General features: G+C 38.3%; 17 protein-coding genes. All 17 read left to right on the forward strand.

Annotation, left to right across the window (positions count from 1 at the left end; genetic code table 11):
- Positions 1–140: 140 nt before the first annotated feature.
- The 17 genes from K9L86_08370 (at position 141) to K9L86_08450 (ending at position 16,931) form a co-directional block, all read left to right on the forward strand.
- The gene (locus K9L86_08370; protein MCF7908866.1) at positions 141–752 is read left to right on the forward strand and encodes a hypothetical protein; all 612 of its coding nucleotides are present in this window, start codon (positions 141–143) and stop codon (positions 750–752) included.
- Complete coding sequence (locus K9L86_08375) at positions 753–1,778, forward strand: hypothetical protein (protein ID MCF7908867.1); 1,026 nt, start codon at positions 753–755, stop codon at positions 1,776–1,778.
- Entirely contained in the window at positions 1,775–2,794 is a 1,020-nt protein-coding gene (locus K9L86_08380; GenBank protein MCF7908868.1) for an ATP-grasp domain-containing protein, read from the forward strand. Before K9L86_08375 ends, K9L86_08380 begins: the two co-directional genes overlap by 4 nt.
- Positions 2,795–2,796: 2 nt before the next feature.
- Positions 2,797–3,054, forward strand: coding sequence for a hypothetical protein (locus K9L86_08385; protein MCF7908869.1), 258 nt, complete (start codon positions 2,797–2,799; stop codon positions 3,052–3,054).
- 27 nt (positions 3,055–3,081) lie between these two features.
- Positions 3,082–3,633, forward strand: a complete 552-nt coding sequence (amrA, locus tag K9L86_08390; GenBank protein ID MCF7908870.1) for an AmmeMemoRadiSam system protein A — start codon at positions 3,082–3,084, stop codon at positions 3,631–3,633.
- A 6-nt stretch (positions 3,634–3,639) separates the two neighbouring features.
- Entirely contained in the window at positions 3,640–4,395 is a 756-nt protein-coding gene (locus tag K9L86_08395; GenBank protein ID MCF7908871.1) for a rhomboid family intramembrane serine protease, read from the forward strand.
- A 117-nt stretch (positions 4,396–4,512) separates the two neighbouring features.
- Positions 4,513–4,974 carry a MarR family transcriptional regulator gene (locus tag K9L86_08400; protein ID MCF7908872.1) on the forward strand — a complete coding sequence of 154 codons (462 nt, stop codon included), beginning with the start codon at positions 4,513–4,515 and terminating at the stop codon, positions 4,972–4,974.
- A complete protein-coding gene (locus K9L86_08405) occupies positions 4,958–6,439 on the forward strand; it encodes a TolC family protein (protein ID MCF7908873.1) in 1,482 nt (493 codons plus the stop codon). The genes K9L86_08400 and K9L86_08405 overlap by 17 nt, the downstream gene beginning before the upstream one ends.
- Before the next feature lie 12 nt (positions 6,440–6,451).
- Positions 6,452–9,574 (forward strand): efflux RND transporter permease subunit, encoded by a 3,123-nt coding sequence (locus tag K9L86_08410; protein ID MCF7908874.1) that lies wholly within the window; start codon positions 6,452–6,454, stop codon positions 9,572–9,574.
- Positions 9,571–11,463, forward strand: a complete 1,893-nt coding sequence (locus tag K9L86_08415) for an ATP-binding cassette domain-containing protein (protein ID MCF7908875.1) — start codon at positions 9,571–9,573, stop codon at positions 11,461–11,463. Before K9L86_08410 ends, K9L86_08415 begins: the two co-directional genes overlap by 4 nt.
- Positions 11,464–11,487: 24 nt before the next feature.
- On the forward strand, positions 11,488–12,270 hold the full coding sequence (locus K9L86_08420; protein ID MCF7908876.1) for a hypothetical protein: 783 nt from the start codon (positions 11,488–11,490) through the stop codon (positions 12,268–12,270).
- A 9-nt stretch (positions 12,271–12,279) separates the two neighbouring features.
- Entirely contained in the window at positions 12,280–13,401 is a 1,122-nt protein-coding gene (locus K9L86_08425; GenBank protein MCF7908877.1) for an HD domain-containing protein, read from the forward strand.
- A gap of 25 nt (positions 13,402–13,426) precedes the next feature.
- Positions 13,427–14,278, forward strand: a complete 852-nt coding sequence (metF, locus tag K9L86_08430) for a methylenetetrahydrofolate reductase [NAD(P)H] (protein ID MCF7908878.1) — start codon at positions 13,427–13,429, stop codon at positions 14,276–14,278.
- Between the two features lie 58 nt (positions 14,279–14,336).
- Positions 14,337–14,921 (forward strand): redoxin domain-containing protein, encoded by a 585-nt coding sequence (locus tag K9L86_08435; GenBank protein MCF7908879.1) that lies wholly within the window; start codon positions 14,337–14,339, stop codon positions 14,919–14,921.
- 11 nt (positions 14,922–14,932) lie between these two features.
- Positions 14,933–15,286: a hypothetical protein gene (locus K9L86_08440; GenBank protein MCF7908880.1), complete on the forward strand. Its 354-nt coding sequence runs from the start codon at positions 14,933–14,935 to the stop codon at positions 15,284–15,286.
- 37 nt (positions 15,287–15,323) lie between these two features.
- Positions 15,324–16,274, forward strand: coding sequence for an aldolase catalytic domain-containing protein (locus K9L86_08445; GenBank protein MCF7908881.1), 951 nt, complete (start codon positions 15,324–15,326; stop codon positions 16,272–16,274).
- Between the two features lie 21 nt (positions 16,275–16,295).
- Positions 16,296–16,931: a bifunctional 4-hydroxy-2-oxoglutarate aldolase/2-dehydro-3-deoxy-phosphogluconate aldolase gene (locus K9L86_08450; protein MCF7908882.1), complete on the forward strand. Its 636-nt coding sequence runs from the start codon at positions 16,296–16,298 to the stop codon at positions 16,929–16,931.
- Positions 16,932–17,036 lie beyond the last annotated feature (105 nt).

A 17,036-nucleotide genomic window follows, 5' to 3' on the forward strand; every position in this document is an offset into this window, starting at 1 on the left:
GTATTTGAAGATTTTAGTAATTTTAAATTACAATCTGATAAAAAAGTTTACCATTTATCTCCAGCCTAATGTAGGGCTTGCGATAAATGGCTTGATATTTTGAGAGTAGAATATACTGGACAATTAACATAGGAGATTCTATGAAACATTTTTATTTTTTCGGGTTGGCGGTTTTGTTGTTTTTAGGTCTGGCTTGCGATCGAGGTCCACAAGAGGTAGTTATCGACAGTTTTGAGAGTGAAATAAATCCAAAAACTGTTGATTTTGGTGCAAGTGAGAATTCGTCTATAAGCGTTGATTTAGCCAAGGATATAAAAGTTTGTGGTGAGCAGTCGTTAAAAATGACTTATGATTTAAGGCCTTCGGGGTATATGTGGGTTGCTCGAGGTTATGGCTTAGACGTTGAAGGGGCTGCTCTTTGGGAAGTTAAACCTAAAGATATCAAATGGAAGAGATATAAATCAATTAGTGTTGCGATATACGGACGGAACTCGGGAGGCGTTTTAGCTTTTGACTTAAAGGATAGTGGTGGAGAAATGTGGCGGACTATTATTGATGATGATTTTGAGGGTTGGAAAGGTGTAGTTTGTCCTTTCAAGAATTTCTTTCCTCGTAAAGATTGGCAACCGGACACTGCCAAGAAGAATGATAAATTAGACTTTCCGATTATGAGTTTTCAATTCGAGCCACGGCTTCCTGGCATCGGCGTCTATTATTTTGACTGCATAAAGGCTGTGAAAGTAGAAAAATAAATGTCCGGTAAAGTCATTGATTTATCAAAGCTAAGCGAAGAGGAATTACTTAAGGTTAAAATTCGTGACCTGGGCCTCTCAATAGAAGGCACTTGGTTAGAAGATTGTATTCAGCAGTTATATGGAGAACTTGATTCTCAAGGAATCAAGTTCAAACCACCTTGCTACTTAGCCGATGAATGGCTTGCTCCTGATGAAGAGCCAATAATTGGAATACCTTTTTTTTTAGCCCATCCGACGCTTATTAAGCTAGAAAGGAAAATGATGCTTGATGTCGAAGGTGGTACAAAAGCCTGGTGTATGAAGTTACTTCGTCATGAAACTGGCCATGCTTTAAATTATGCCTACAAGCTTTATCGTCGGAAAAACTGGCAAAAGATATTTGGAAAATTTTCCAAGGAGTACGCTGATACTTATCGTTTTCGTCCTTATAGCAAGAATTTCGTTCGGCATTTGGAAAATCATTATGCTCAATATCATCCTGATGAGGATTTTTCGGAAACTTTTGCTGTCTGGCTTACGCCGGGGCTTAATTGGCAACAACAGTATAAGGGTTGGCGGGTGATAAGTAAACTTCATTATGTCGATAAGATTATTAATGAAGTAAAAGATAAAGAGCCATTGGTGGAAAAGGGTAGTCGTTATTGGGAAGCTAGACGCATGCGCACGACTTTGAAGAGTTTTTATAAGAAAAAACGTCGTTCCTACGCAGAGGATTTTCCTGATTTTCACGATTCTAACTTAAGACGAATATTTACCTTACCGGAACCGGAAAGCAAACCTTTGTCTTCGGCGGCAGCAATTTTAAAAAAGTACCGCAAAGAAATATTGAATAATGTAGCTCGTTGGACCGGAGAAAGAAAATATATTATTGGAGACCTTATTGATACTTTGATTCAGCGATCTAGGGAACTTAAATTGGTGGTTGTTGATCAGGAATCGCTGGCGGTACTTAAAATTTCTACCTATATTACGACTTTGGTGATGAACTATCTTTATACTGGAGGCTTTAGTAAGGAAAGATGAAAAAACTAAGGGTTCTTTTGCTTTTTGATAGTCCAGTTTCGAGAATGCGCGGTTATGACTTTAAAGAGGAATTTAAGGATGTTGATTGGGATACCGAGCGCAGCACTTATGAAGTTTTAACTAAAGCGGGACACGAGGTAAGGATCTTAGGTCTTTATAATAATATTAATATACTTCTTGAAGAGATTGCCGAAATCAAACCGGACATAATTTTCAATATGGCTGAAGTGTTTAATCAAAAGTCATACCTAGATAAGAATGTTGCCGGAGTTCTTGAGATGCTAGATATTCCTTATACCGGGGCATCTTTAACTACTTTGGCTATTTGCGGCGATAAAGCTTTATGTAAAAAGATACTTAGTTTTCATAGAATTAAAGTTCCCCAGTTTTATACTTTCTATCGTCACCGGCGGATCTGGCTTCCTAAGAGACTTCGTTTACCATTAATTGTTAAACCGCTCAGTGAAGAAGCTTCTCGAGGGATTTCTCAAGCTTCAATCGTCGACAATGAGGAGGCGATGATTGAGAGAGTTAAGTTTATTCATGATAGTATGAAGAATGACGCCATAGTTGAAGAATACATCGAAGGTCGGGAGCTTTATGTTAGTGCAATTGGTGATAAGCGAATTAAGATTTTACCTATGCGTGAGATGAAGTTTGGTAGCCTCGGTGAAGATGAGCCGCGGATCGCTACCTATAAGGCAAAGTGGGATTATAAATATCGAAAAAAGTGGGAAATTAAAAATATGTTTGCCGGAAGGCTACCTAATGGCTCAACCGAGAAGATAAATGAAGTTTGCAAGCGTGCCTTTAGAGCTTTAAATTTGGAGTGTTACGCCCGTTTTGACATTCGTTTAACAAACGATTCAAAAATATATATTCTTGAAGTTAATGCTAACCCTTCTTTAGACCCTGATGATGAATTGGCCCAGTCAGCAGAAAAGGGTGGATTAACTTACGATAAGCTTATTCAAAAAATATTGATATTGGGGCTTAAGAGAGGTGGAAATAATTAATTATGGGTGCAGAGATTTTTGTAGCTCGTTGTTATGATGTTGGAGGAGTAGGTTTGGTAATCAATGGCTGGGTCCAGTCAGGTGAGATTAGGGAAGGATCAGTCGGTAGAACCTATAAAGGAAAAAGATTTACTTTGGTAAAGATTGAAAAAGAAGGTAAGCAAATTCCTAAGGCTGTTGAGAAAGATAAGATTAATCTTTTTGTTAAACATGTTAACCGCACTGAGGTGAAGCCGGGTGAGACTGTTTATTTTGAGTAGGTTTTAGTCTTGCAGAGATCAACTAAGATGAAAGATTTACTTAATCCTAGTCAGAGAAGTTATCTTCTTTCTTTAGTTAGAGATACTATTCAACACTATCTAAGGACAAAAGAACCCTTAGAGCCCAAGACGGAAGACTCTTTGCTAAAAGATGTGCGCGGCGCTTTTGTTACTTTGCACCAAGGAGGTAGGCTAAGGGGTTGCATTGGTAGTATAGTTGCAACTAAGCCTCTTTATTTAGAGATAAGGGATATGGCTATTGCCGCAAGTACCCAAGATTCGAGATTTTCTCCGGTGAGTGAAGGAGAGCTGGCCGACATAAGAATAGAGATATCAGTTTTGTCGCCGTTTAAAAAAATAGTTAATTCTGACGAAATCATAGTTGGCAAGCATGGAGTTTTAGTGAAGCAGGGGTATAAAAGTGGAGTTTATCTACCACAAGTAGCTAAAGAGACCGGATGGGGTAAGGAAGAATTTATGAATAGTCTTTGTAGGGATAAGGCTGGCATCTCAGTTGATTCTTGGAAGAGGGGTGAGTGCGAAATCTATATTTTTAGTGCAGAAGTATTCGGAGAGTAGTTAAAAATGTCTAAAACTGTAAAAAATTTAATTATTGCCAATGTTTCAGTTTTTCTGCTTAGCTCTATTTGGCAAGAGTTTCCGATCGGGCTGTTAGCTATGGTTCCGAGATTGGTCTTTTCAAAGTTAATGATTTGGCAGCTAGTTACCTATATGTTTGTGCATCTTGATTTGTGGCATTTGGTGATGAATATGCTGATGCTTTGGTTTTTTGGACCAGCAATCGAGGCAGCTTGGGGCCAGAAGCGATTTTTAATTTATTATTTTTTTACTGGTATCGGCGCAGCTTTATGCAGTGTTATTTTTTCCTTTAATTCACCGATAATCGGAGCCTCGGGTGCAATATTTGGAATATTGGTTGCTTACGCCATGCTTTATCCTGATAATATGATTTTGTTTTTTTTCTTTGTTCCGATGAAGATGAAACATGCTGTTTTTGTCTTAGCCGGAATAAATCTTTTGGGGGCAATTTCAGCTTCTGGCAGTGGCATTGCTTACATAGCTCATTTAGGCGGTGGTCTTTTTGGTTACCTTTACTTAAAAAACGAAACTTTACGCCATCGCCTTCTATCTTTAGACTTTGAGAAGATCAAATCATGGTTTAATAAGCCATCGGCAAAACCGACAAAGTCTACTAAACCCAATAAGCCTAAAACCTTTGATGAACGGGTTGATGAGATTCTTGATAAGATATCCAAGAAAGGAATGGCTAGCCTTACTAAGGAGGAGATAGATATCCTTGATCGACGTAGTCGTTCTTAACCCGCCATTTTGTTAGTTTTTCCTAGAAACTTACTGCTGAGCTTGACAAACCAAGATAAATAGGCTATACTTTGGTTGATTAATAGTTCACATTATTAATATTTTAGGAGGTTAATTATGCCTAAAGAAAGTCAAATAAAACAATTTTCTCAAGAGCTTACCGAAAGTATATCTTATATCCAGCGAATGGCCCGAATATTGCTAAGAGAGCGTTCCGATGCATTAATTCAGGGAAAAGTAACCATGCCCCAGTATTTGAGTCTCGAGTTGCTCAGTAATCATGGCGTTCTAAAGATGAAAGATATTGCCAAAGCTTTAAATATTAGTCTTCCAGCGGCAACTGGCTTGGTGAATCGTTTGGTCAAAATGAAGTTAGTTGAGCGGGTTTATGATCAAGAAGACCGCCGGGTAATATTTGTTGAGCTCACCAGTGAAGGGAAAAAAACTACTGATGAAACTAAGTTAGCCCGGAGAAAAATTATTGAGGAGATGTTTGGCGGTATTACCGATGAAGAAAGGGAAATTTATATTAGAATTATTCGCAAGGTAAAGAGTAATTTAAATGAAAAAGCTAAGTAAAAGTAAAAACATTAGTTTATTTTTAATTCTAGTGGCAGGATTTTTTTTAACTTTTAAAGGTTTCACTGAAGACCTATTGCCTTTGGAATTGTCTTTAGAAGAGGTAACCGAGATTGCTTTGGAAAATTCTTTGGATATTCAGATTGCTAAGTTTGATACCTATATTAGTAGAACCTCTAAAGATGAGGCTGAATCAATATTTGATACTATTTTTAGCGCTGAAGCTAGCTATAATCGAAATCGAAAAGAAACGGCCAGTTCTTTGGCCGGAACCGATACTCGAGAGACTATTTTTTCATTGGGTCTTGAGAAAAAACTACCTACCGGAACCACGCTTGCTCTAGATGCAATCAACACCAAGACTAAAACTAATAGTTCTTTTACTACCTTAAATCCTTATACTGAAGCTGGGCTTGAATTTTCAGTAACTCAGGAGTTAGGTAGGAATTTCTTTGGCTTAGCTGATCGGGCTAAGATTAAAATTACTAAAATCGATATTGAAAATTCTGAGTTTGTGTCTTTGGATGATATTGAACAGTTTCTCTATGCTGTTCAGCGTTCCTATTGGAATTTAGCACTTCGCGAAGAAGAGCTTTTAATCGCTAAAGATATGCTGTCGGAAGCAGAAAAACTTTATGAAATTTACAAGGAAAAGAAAGAGCTAGGCTTGGTCGAGGAGAGTGAATTTTTAGCAATTGAGGCTTTACTTAAGGCCCGTCAAAGTAGCATTAATGTAGCTCAATTAGCTCGGGAAACGGCAAAGAATGATTTATTATTTTTAATTAACCGTGGTGATTTTCAGCAAAATCTTATTCCTCGGGATAGTCTAGATATCGAGGTTTTTGAGACAGATTTATATCAAGCTTTGAATCGGGCAGTTGATTCGCGTCGTGACTATAAGCGGATTAAAAATGAGTTAGAGAAAAACAAGATTGATTTGGTGGTTAAAAAGAATGCCCTTTGGCCGCAAATAGATTTTGAGGCTACTTTTACTCGCAATAATATTGATACCGGACGCAGTCAGGCTTGGGGGGATATTTTTAGCGATGGCGGCGAAGATGTTTTTTTTAAAGTAAGTTTTGAGGTACCGCTTGAAAAAAGAGCGGCTCGTTCTCAAGTTCGCAAGGCCGACTTAGAAAAATCTCGGTTTTTACTCAAGTTTAAGCGAATTGAACGTCTATTGTTACAGGAAATCAACGATAAGGTTAATCAGGTAAATACGATGCAGAATCAAGTCAAACTATTTAAGCAGACGGTTAAAATTCATCAGCGCAAACTTAAGAGTCAAATTGAGCGTTTAAGTTTGGGGCGCTCTGATTCAGATACGCTTATTCGTTACGAGGAAGACTTATTAAAAGCACGTTTATCTTTAGCGGAGTATTTATTTAATTATCGTACTAGTTTGATCGAGCTGGATTTAAAACAGAACATTTTACTAGATAAGTATTGGCAGGAGCCACTTTAGGAGAGCAAAGCGATGAGTATTGTTGAATTTTCAGTAAAGCGTTCACTTTTAGTAAACCTTATTTCAGTTTTTATCTTAGTCGCTGGGTTTTTGTCGGTTTTTGTGTTTAAGATTAGAAGAGAGGCTTTTCCTGAAGTTTCTTATGACATTGTCATTGTTAGTACGGTTTATCCGGGGGCAGCCCCCGAGGAGGTAGAAAAGCTAGTTACCATACCGATTGAAAAGGAGTTAAAGGGAGTAGACGGAATAGAGAAGATGAAGTCTACCTCCCTAGAGAACTCTTCAAACATTTCAATCGAGATAAGCCAAGATGTAAAAAACAAGCGCAAGGTTATTACCGATATTCAAAAGGCGGTTGATCGAGTAAGAGATTTACCGGCCGGAGTAGAGGATGACCCAGTAGTAAGTGAGGTTACTTCTGGAGAGTTTCCGGTAGTTCAGGTAGCCTTAAGTGGTGATATGCCTGAGAAAGAGCTTCAAGAGTATGCTGAAAATCTAGAAGATATCCTAGAAGATATTCCTGGTGTTTCAAAGATTTCTCGGATTGGTTATCGAGATCGAGAAGTCTGGGTTGAGGTTGATCCACAAAAGCTAAGCTCTTTTCATTTAAGCCTTGAAGAGGTAATGGAAGCTCTGGCTAGGAAAAACCGAAGTATTCCCGGAGGAAAAATCAGAGGAGTTCAAGAGTTCAGCATTCGGACAACCGGTGAATTTTATACTAAAGAAGAAATTGAAGATGTGGTTATCCGGGCTAATGAGACTGGGAATTGGCTAAGAGTAAAAGATGTGGCTGAAGTAAAGTTTTCTTTTGAGGATGAAAACACAATTAATAAAAGTTTTGGTACTCGGTCGATAGACCTTACTGTAATCAAGCGGGCTAGCGGTGACGCGATTGAAATAGTTGAAAAAGTCAAGCTTAAGACTGAAAAATTTTTAACTCAGACAAATGATTCTCGTTTGGAAACTTCTTACATTAATGACATATCTTTTTATATTAAACGTCGGCTAGGTACGCTTAAAAATAACGGAATAGTCGGTATTGTTTTAGTTTGTTTTGTTTTGATGATATTTTTGCAATTTCGGATTGCTTTGATAACTGCTATTGGACTTCCGATTGCTTTTTGTGCAACTTTGGCGGTAATGAGCTTTGTTGGTTTGAGTATAAACCTAGTTACCATGTTTGGTTTGATTGTGGTTTTGGGTATGTTAGTTGATGATGGCATTATTGTTTCTGAGAATTGTTCACGCTATCTAGAAGAGGGCCATTCACCTTATCAGGCGGCTATTTTAGGAACCCAGGAAGTAATAAAACCAGTTACTACTACAATAATTACGACCATTGCTGCTTTTAGTCCGCTTCTTTTTATGGGGGGGATGATGGGGAAGTTTATCTGGGGGATACCTCTGGTAGTTATTATTGCTCTTTGTGCTTCTTTATTTGAAGCCTTAGTTATTTTGCCTTCGCATTTTGCCGATTTTATTCGTCGGGATAAAAATTTTAAATCGCGTAAAGAACTCCCTTGGTTTAAGAAATTGGTCGTTGTCTATACTCGATTAGTGACTAAGGCTTTAAATCGGCGTTGGTGGGTATTGGGAGGATTATTTTTAGTTTTAATTTTAACTGTTGGTTTAGTTATGCACATGCCAAAAATTCTTTTTGCTTCTGAAGAAGGAATAGAAGAGTTTACTGTCCGGGCCGAAGCCCCAGTCGGAACTAATCTTTATTCCACTGATAAGTTAATTAAACCGATAGAGGAAGAAGTCGCTAAGATGCCTAAAAATCAGGTCGAAGCCTACACTACTCAAGTTGGTTCAATCGGTGATAGTTGGCATTTTGATCCTTATGGTAAGAGCGGTAGCCATGTAGTTCAGGTGACAGTTCACTTAACGCCTTATAAGCAGCGCAAAAGAAAGGTTAGTCAGATCATCGAAGACCTACGAACTAAAATTGGTGATGTTGAGGGGTTTGATCGGGTTTACTTTGAGAAACCTCAGGCTGGACCTCCGGTCGGTGCACCGGTTGCGGTTGAAATTCGCGGCGAGAGCTTTGAAGTTTTAAACAAAATCGCTAATCAGATAAATGAATTTTTAAAAACCATTCCCGGTATTTCCGATATAGTATCTGATTATGAGGTTGGCAGAGGAGAAATTCGGGTTATTGTTGATGAAGAAAAAGCTGCCCGGACCTATTTGTCGGTCGGTGAAGTGGCTTCAAGTATTCGCAATGCTTTTCGCGGCGGGGTGGCTACTTCAATTAAGCCGGTTAAGGCTGAAGAAGAGATTGATGTTTTAGTGAGATTTCCCGATGACTATCGTACTAAGCGAGAATCCTTTGAAAAAATATTAGTTCCTAATAAGTTTGGTAATTTAATCCCTTTAGCTAAGATAGCTAGATTTGAGGATGGTGTATCGGTAGCCAGGGTTCAGCATCTCGACGGAAAAAGAGTGATATCGGTCAAAGCTAACGTTGATAACCAGAACATTACTTCTAATGAAGCTAATAAGCTGATTAAGGATAAATTTAAGGATGTTTCAATTAATTTTCCCGGATATAGTATACAGTTTGGCGGAGAGCAAAGGGAAAATGTCCGTTCAATGAAAGATTTCGCTAATGCTTTTATTCTGGCCTTGTTTTTAATTTTTTTAATTTTAGCCGCTAACTTTAATTCATTGGTTCAGCCGTTAATCGTTATGATGGCGATTCCTTTTGGTTTTATCGGAGTCATCTGGGCTTTTTTCTTCCATGGTTTACCGATCGGTTTTTTTATGTTTATGGGTGCAGTAGGTTTAACTGGAATAGTAGTTAATGATTCTATAGTTTTGGTTGAGTTTGTTAATAATTTAAGAAGAAAAGGGGTCGATCGAAGACATTCATTAATTCAAGCCGGTCAGTTACGCTTGCGGCCGGTTTTACTTACTACGATTACTACTGCTCTTGGTTTGACCCCGACAGCCTATGGTATTTGGGGCGGAGACCCATTTTTAAAGCCAATGGCTTTGACTATTGTTTGGGGTATAGTTTGTGCAACCGTTCTAACTTTGGTTGTCTTGCCTTGTATTTATGCTATTATAGATGATATTACTTTAAAGCTGGCTGGCCATACGACAGTTAAGAAAAGCAATATCACTATATGATTTTTTTAAATAACCTTTCCAAAAGTTACGGTTCGAGGATTCTTTTTGAGAATTTTTCCTTAACCATTGATCGCGGTGAACGAATCGGCTTGGTTGGTCCCAACGGAGCTGGCAAATCTACACTTTTCAATATTATTCTTAAGCAAAACGAAAGCTCTTCGGGAACTATTCAGATAAATAAAGGTGTTCGTATTGGTTATCTTGCTCAAGAGGTAACCTTTAATTCAGAAGCTACAGTTTTGTCAGAGCTAACTGCTGGTGATGAGTCGATTAAGAAGCTCAAAAAAGAAAAGGATGCTTTAGAGAAAGAGAACAAAGCTGCCGGAGCTCGCTACGGGGCAGTACTCCACGATTTAGAGTTTTTTGGTTATTTTGATTTAGAGCATCGAGCTAAAAAAATATTAAGCGGCTTAGGCTTTGCGAATTCAGATTTTAATCGGCCGGTTAATGAAATGAGCGGTGGTTTTAAGATGCGAGTTTTATTGGCTAAGCTGTTGCTGTATCCTTATGATATTTTACTTTTGGATGAACCTACCAACTTTCTAGATTTAGAAGCAGCTATTTGGTTTAAAGATTATTTATTAAAATTTAAGGGAACTTTTGTGATGATTTCTCACGATCGGGATTTTCTTACCGAGGTAACCAGCGACACTTTAGTTTTAGAAAACGGAGCAATCACTAAGATCAAGGGAAATTATGATGATTATGAAAAGATGTGTAATGAGCAGCGAGAGCGCCTGCTTAAGCAGTTTAAGGAGCAGGATAAAAAGTGTAAACAATTGAAAGTTTTTATTAATCGGTTTCATGCTCAGCCGAATAAGGCTTCCCAGGTTAGATCTAAGAAACGGATGTTAGAGAAGATGGATATCATTAACGTACCGTTAGATCGCAAGGAAAGTATCCGCAAGTTTAATTTTCCAAAGGCCACACGCAGTGGCTACCGGGCGATAGAGCTTAAAAGTATTTCTAAAGCTTACGGTGATATCTCGGTGTATCAAGATTTTGATTTTGAACTAACTCGAGGAGAAAAGTCAGTTTTTATCGGCCATAATGGAGCCGGCAAATCGACCCTCTTAAAGATTTTGGCCGGAGTTATTGATATTGATTCCGGATCGCGGATTCTTGGCACCAATATTGATATTGGTTATTTTTCACAAACCCGTCTTGATGTTCTAACTCCCGATAATACTGTTTTTGAAGAAGCCTATTCAGCTTCCGGAGGCAGGCTGACTAATGATGAGATTAGAACGGTTTTGGCCGCTTTTTTATTTACCGGAGACGATGTTGAGAAGAAGGTTAGCATTCTTTCCGGAGGAGAGAAGAGTCGTTTGATTTTAGCAAAACTTTTAATTAACCCTCCTAACTTTTTGCTTTTGGATGAGCCGACAACTCATCTTGATGTTGATGCAGTTGAGGCATTAATCAGAGCTTTAAAAGAATACGACGGAACACTTGTTTTTATAAGTCATGATATCCATTTTGTTCGCTCGGTAGCCAATATGGTTTTTGAAATCAATAAGGGGCGAGTAAGGAAATTTCCCGGCAGCTTTGATTACTATTGGCAAACTGCCAGGCATAAAGATGTTGTTGAGCTTAAACGTAAAAAAATAAAATCGAAATCGTCCCCAGTAAAAGAAATGTCAGAAAAAGATAAGGAAAAGAAACAAAAAAAAGAAAACGAGAAAATTTCCAAGAAGATAAAAGCCCTTAGGAAAGAAAAAGAAGACTTAGAGCTGGAATATAATGTGAAGTGGCGGGTTGTTTCTAATCCCCGCAGCTATCATCGTAAAGAGGTAGCTTCTGAATATAGCCAACGCTTGAAAGAACTGAAGTGCCAAATAGCGAAAAATGATCAAGAGATAAAGGACCTCAAAAAGCTGTTTAAATAGGCCATTTTTTGCTATAATCATTAGATGTTTGTAATTAAGATAAAGCCTGAAAGAAAAATTGATATTATTGTTCGGATCGGCCTGTATATAAGCCTAGGTTTACTTATTGCTTCTTTTGTTCAAAAAGGCGTACTTCCCAAAAAGAAAGCAATACATCCTGATTTGTATCAAGAGCCGATTCAGCGTGAGACCTACACTCCTTCTTTTGAAGCAAAAGCTGAGGGTTCAATTTACGATATAAATCCGAGTCACCACTATAAACTTAATGGTTTGGTTGTTTCTCAACACGACTCAACCGCTTGGTGGGATTATTATCATAAAAAATGGGGTGATTCATTAAATCTAAAAGATGTTTGTGTTATTTGGGGCGATAACCTTGAGAATGAAACCTATCGAAGAATGCGTTTTAGAAATGGTAATTGGACTTGCTATGTGTCAGTAAATCATAAAACAGCTGATCAAGATTGGGCACAGTTTAATATGGCGGCTTTATCCAATAATCACCTTTTGTCGGATAAAGCTGAAATCAACCAGGCTTTACGCAAGGTGCATGTTGGTGATCAGATTTATCTCAAAGGATACTTGGCATCCTATCATCGTCAAGGAAGCCATTTTTCTCGTGACTCAAGTATCTCGCGAACCGATGAAGGTGATGGCGCTTGTGAAACAATTTACCTTACTGATTTTAAGGTTCTTAAAAGCGCTAATTTTTTTTGGTGGTCAGTTTATGGAGTATCTAAATATTTAGTCTTGATATTATTCATTTTTTTAGTTTTCCTTCGAATTCAAGCCCCTTTGAGCAGGTAAAAAATTATCATGATTACCAAACCATTATTATTAAAAGTTTATGAAGCAGCCAGCATGCAGCGCTGGAATGATCAGATTAAGGCGGTGGAGCTTACTGAGCTCGATAAGCAAGCGCATAAGATGATCATTGCCTATTGCTTAGGCAAGTGTCAGGAGAAGTACAAGACGGCCGGTTTTAACTGGATCGAGATTATCGAAGCCGGAATATTTGAATATTTACAGCGAATAGTTCTTACTGATTTAAAGCCACCCTTATTTCATCGGATAAAGGAAGATCAGGATAAATACCGGCGTCTTAATGAATGGGTTTATGAAAAAATAGAAAAGGTTATTCGGCCGCTTGGTGAAGGATTTTGCCAGCGCTTTAATTCCTATCTTCTAGATCCTAAGCGGAATGTGAACCGAAGGATTATAAGTGCTGCTCACTTTTATGCAACTAAATGGGAGTTTGATATAATTGAACGGGCCAATCCTCAAGGTTATTTGATTGAAGAGATCAGGGAAGATATCCGTACCAAACAGGAACGTTATCACGATTTAGAAAGTATGCAGGATTTGTTAAATTCACCCGGTCTTAAGAGTTTTGTGAATATTTGCGGCCAGCTTCGTTTTCAGATTCGCTGGAGTCATCTTCCGAGAGTTCCTAAGACCTCGGTATTGGGCCATATGCTGATTGTCGCTATGATTGCCTATCTTATGTCTGAAAATTCCGGTGCCGATTCTGAGCGTTGCTTGAACAATTATTTAACCGGGCTGTTTCATGATTTACCTGAGGTTTTAACTCGGGATGTAATTAATCCGGTAAAAAGATCGGTTGAAGGTTTGGATGACTTAATTAAAGAGTATGAGCGCCAGGAAATGGAAAGAAAAATATATAAGTTAATTCCTACCGATTGGCATTCTCAGATGAGGAATTTTACCGAAGAAGAGTTTACTAACACTGCTTCCCGCGATGGAGAGCTTATTAAGGCAGTTGATGAGTTGGCTGCCTTTCTGGAGGCCTATTTATCTTTGGCTAATGGCATTCAGAGCCAAGATTTTACAACAGCTAAGAAATCTCTGCCGCGTAAGTATAAGTCTAAAATAATTGCCGGAGTTAATTTCGCTAAGATTTATAAAGAGTTTTGTTGAATAATTAGTTAAGTTTAGGAGTCAAATGAAAATTGTAGATATTCTTAAAACTAGGGAGTCAGGCGTGGCTTTTGAATTTTTTCCGCCTAGCACTCAGAAGAGTGAAGAGAGATTGATTGAAACAGTTAGGATTCTAAAAGACTATCAGCCGCTTTACGTTTCAATGACCCATGGTGCCGGCGGCACTGATCAAACTAAGACTCAAAAAGCAGTCGACATACTTCTTTCAGAAGGTGGCCTAGCGGTTATGCCGCATTTAACTGGCATTTCGGCTTCAAAGAGTCAGGCTGAGGAGCTGCTTAAGGCTTATCAACTAAAGGGTCTTGAGAATATCATGGCTTTGCGGGGTGATCCACCAAAAGAGGAAATTGGAGCTAAGGTTGGAGATTTTCGTTATGCGATAGATTTGGTTAAATTTATAAAGGAACGTAGCGATCTTTGTATAGGGGTTGCCGTTTACCCTGAGGGACATATTGAAACTGAGTCAGTTGAACAAGATTTAGACTACACAAAGCAGAAGATAGATTCGGGAGCAGATTTTGCGGTCACTCAAATGTTTTTTGATAATTCTTATTATTATTCTTTTTTAGATCGGATGAAAAAAAGAGCGATTAATGCTCCGGTTTTACCGGGCATCCTGCCTTTAACTAATATTGCTAAAGTTAAAGAGTTTGCATCTATCTGCCGAACTACAATCCCGAGGCAGATTGAAGAAAAAATGGAACAGTTTAAAGATAAACCAAAAGAGATGGAGAAAGTAGGAATTGATTTTACGATTAAGCAGTGCCGGGATCTAAAAAGTCAGGGAGTAAAGTACATACATTTCTTTACTCTTAATCGGCCTAAAGTAATGAGCGCTATTTTAGAGTCCATCTAGAAGACGTTGACTAGTTCCAATAGAAATAGTATGATTTAGTTTAAATCAGGGGGGACAGATGAAGTTATCTATAATTTTAATTATTTCGGCCATGGTTTTATTTCCCGATAGTTTGATGGCTCAAGTTACCGAGAGCAATATTTATCCGGTTTGCCAGTCAAAGGCTATAGATAGTAAGTCAGAGCTTAAGGTAGGAGATCAAGCTCCGGATTTTACTCTTTTGGCGGTTGGTGGAGGAGAAGTTAGCTTGCATGATTATTTAGGCACTAAGTATGTAGTGATTAGTTTTGTTCCGGCGGCCTGGACTCCGGTTTGCTCGGTTCAGTGGCCGGAATACAATCAATTCGAGTCGGTGTTTAGAGATCATGATGCAGTTTTATTGGGGATAAGCGCCGATAATATTCCTAGTCTTTATGCTTGGATAAACGATATGGGAGGCATTTGGTTTGAGGCACTTTCAGATTTTTGGCCACATGGAGCAGTTGCTGAAAAGTATGGAGTTTTACGTTCTGATGGTACAGCTGAAAGATCTTTGTTTATTATCGACAAACAAGGAATAATTCGTTATATCGATATTCATGATATTAATCAGAAGCCGGCCTTTGCCGATTTAGTTGTTGAGTTGCAGAAGCTGGAAGATTAAGGAGGGTTTTTATGTTGAGATGTAAGGTCTGTAAAGTTCCTTTGAGTGGTTTTTTAAGTAAACTAGCGAGGGTTTTGTGTAAAGTTAAGCCTTCAACTGAAGAAAACGGAGTTTGTAGTAAGTGTGCTGATAAGCCGATTGGTGAAAAAAATAAAGTTCCCCTTGATCATTTAAAGGGTAAAAAATATGAGTGTAAAATATGTAAAAGAATGATTCATGAAGAGCATTCGCTTGAACATGTTAAGGCTGAGGAGTACTTAATCGAATTAATTCGCAAAGATCATTCCAATTGGCAGCATAAGGATCCTACCTGTAAGGAATGTATTGAATATTATCGAAAGCTAGTTAAAGAAACAGAAATTTAATCAATTTCAAGTTAGTATTGTTAGGAGGGTTAAAAAGATGTACAGAGAACAGATCAAAGTTTTAGACTGCACCATTCGTGATGGAGGGCTTATTAACAACCATGATTTTGACCATCGTTTTGTGCGCGAAGTTTATAAGGCCATAGCAGCTTCGGGTGTTGACTATGTAGAAATGGGGTATAAAAATTCTAAGAAACTTTTTTCTTCCAAGGAGTACGGACTTTGGAAGTTTTGTGATGATGATGAAATTCGTAAAGTAATTGAAGGAGTAGAGAGTAAGACAAAAGTCTCAGTGATGGTCGATATCGGCAGAGTCGAGCTAGATGACGTTAAGCCAAAGTCAGAGAGCCCGGTAGATATGATCAGAGTGGCTTCATATGTAAAAGATATCGACAAGGCGATACATATGACTAATCATTTTGCTGATAAAGGCTATGAGACAACGATAAATATTATGGCTATTTCCCGGGATGCCGGAATTGAGCTAGATGAGGCGATCGAACAGATTGAGAAGGAAAGTAAAGTTAATGTTGTTTATATCGTCGATAGTTTTGGATTTTTGTATCAGGAACAGGTTGAGGCCTTGGTTAAGAAGTTTAAAGAAATTCTTAAAACTAAAGAGGTGGGGTTTCATGGTCACAATAACCAGCAACTAGCCTTTTCTAATACGATTGAATCAATTATTCATAATGCTAATTATTTGGATGCTACAGTTTATGGAATCGGTCGAGCTGCCGGGAATTGTCCGCTAGAGTTATTAATTGGATTTCTAAAAAATCCTAAATATGATCTTCGACCGATTTTAGATTTAATATCTAAAGAGTTTGTGCCACTGCGAAAAAAAATTGAATGGGGCTATATTGTTCCTTATGCTATATCAGGGATGATGAATGAACATCCGCGAGCTGCGATGGCTTTGCGTAACAGCACTAAGAAAGAGAACTACCGAGAGTTTTACGAAAGTCTTGCTGATACCGATTTAGAATAGCTGCAGCATCTAACTTAGAGTATGGATTTAGCACAATTCAAACAGCTTCCGATAATTGGAATATTGCGTGATATTGAGTTGGAGATAGTTGATGAGCTCATTGAAGCGGTAGTTTCTTCCGGCCTTAAGACAATTGAAATTACCATGAATACTCCGAATGCTGCCAGTTTGATTAAGGCAGCTCAGGCTGCAGCTAAGGGTCGTTTGATGATTGGGGCTGGTACTGTTTTGAGCAAGCAGGATTCAAAGACAGCTCAGGATTCAGGAGCAACCTTTATAGTTTCGCCGACCCTGGTTGAGGATCTTGTTAATGATTGCTGTAAGAAGTCAATTCCGGTATTTCCGGGAGCGCTGACTCCTGGTGAAATAAATAAAGCTTGGGTTTGCGGTGCAACTATGGTTAAGGTTTTTCCGGCTAAAGTTTTTGGCCCCGGTTACTTTAAAGAGATAAAAGGTCCTTTTAAAAATATCGAACTTCTTGCTTGTGGAGGAGTTAACTCAAAGAATATCGGAGAGTTTTTCTCCAGTGGTGCCTCAGCTGTTGCTTTTGGGGCTAGTATTTTTAAAAAAGCCTGGCTTAAGAGTAGGAATTTTTCAGCGATTGAAAAAGAGATCAAGGAACTTATTAAAGGAGATGATACGATAATTGTTCAATGATAGTTGGTGAAAACTCTGGATTATCAGTAGAATAAATAGATAGTCACAGAGTAGATAGGTTATAGGTTGTATTGTTTTTCTGGGGCTTAATTGACCCCGTAAAGG

It is taken from the genome of Candidatus Omnitrophota bacterium (assembly GCA_021735655.1).
Taxonomy (GTDB): Bacteria; Omnitrophota; Gorgyraeia; order Duberdicusellales; family 4484-171; genus JAHKAJ01.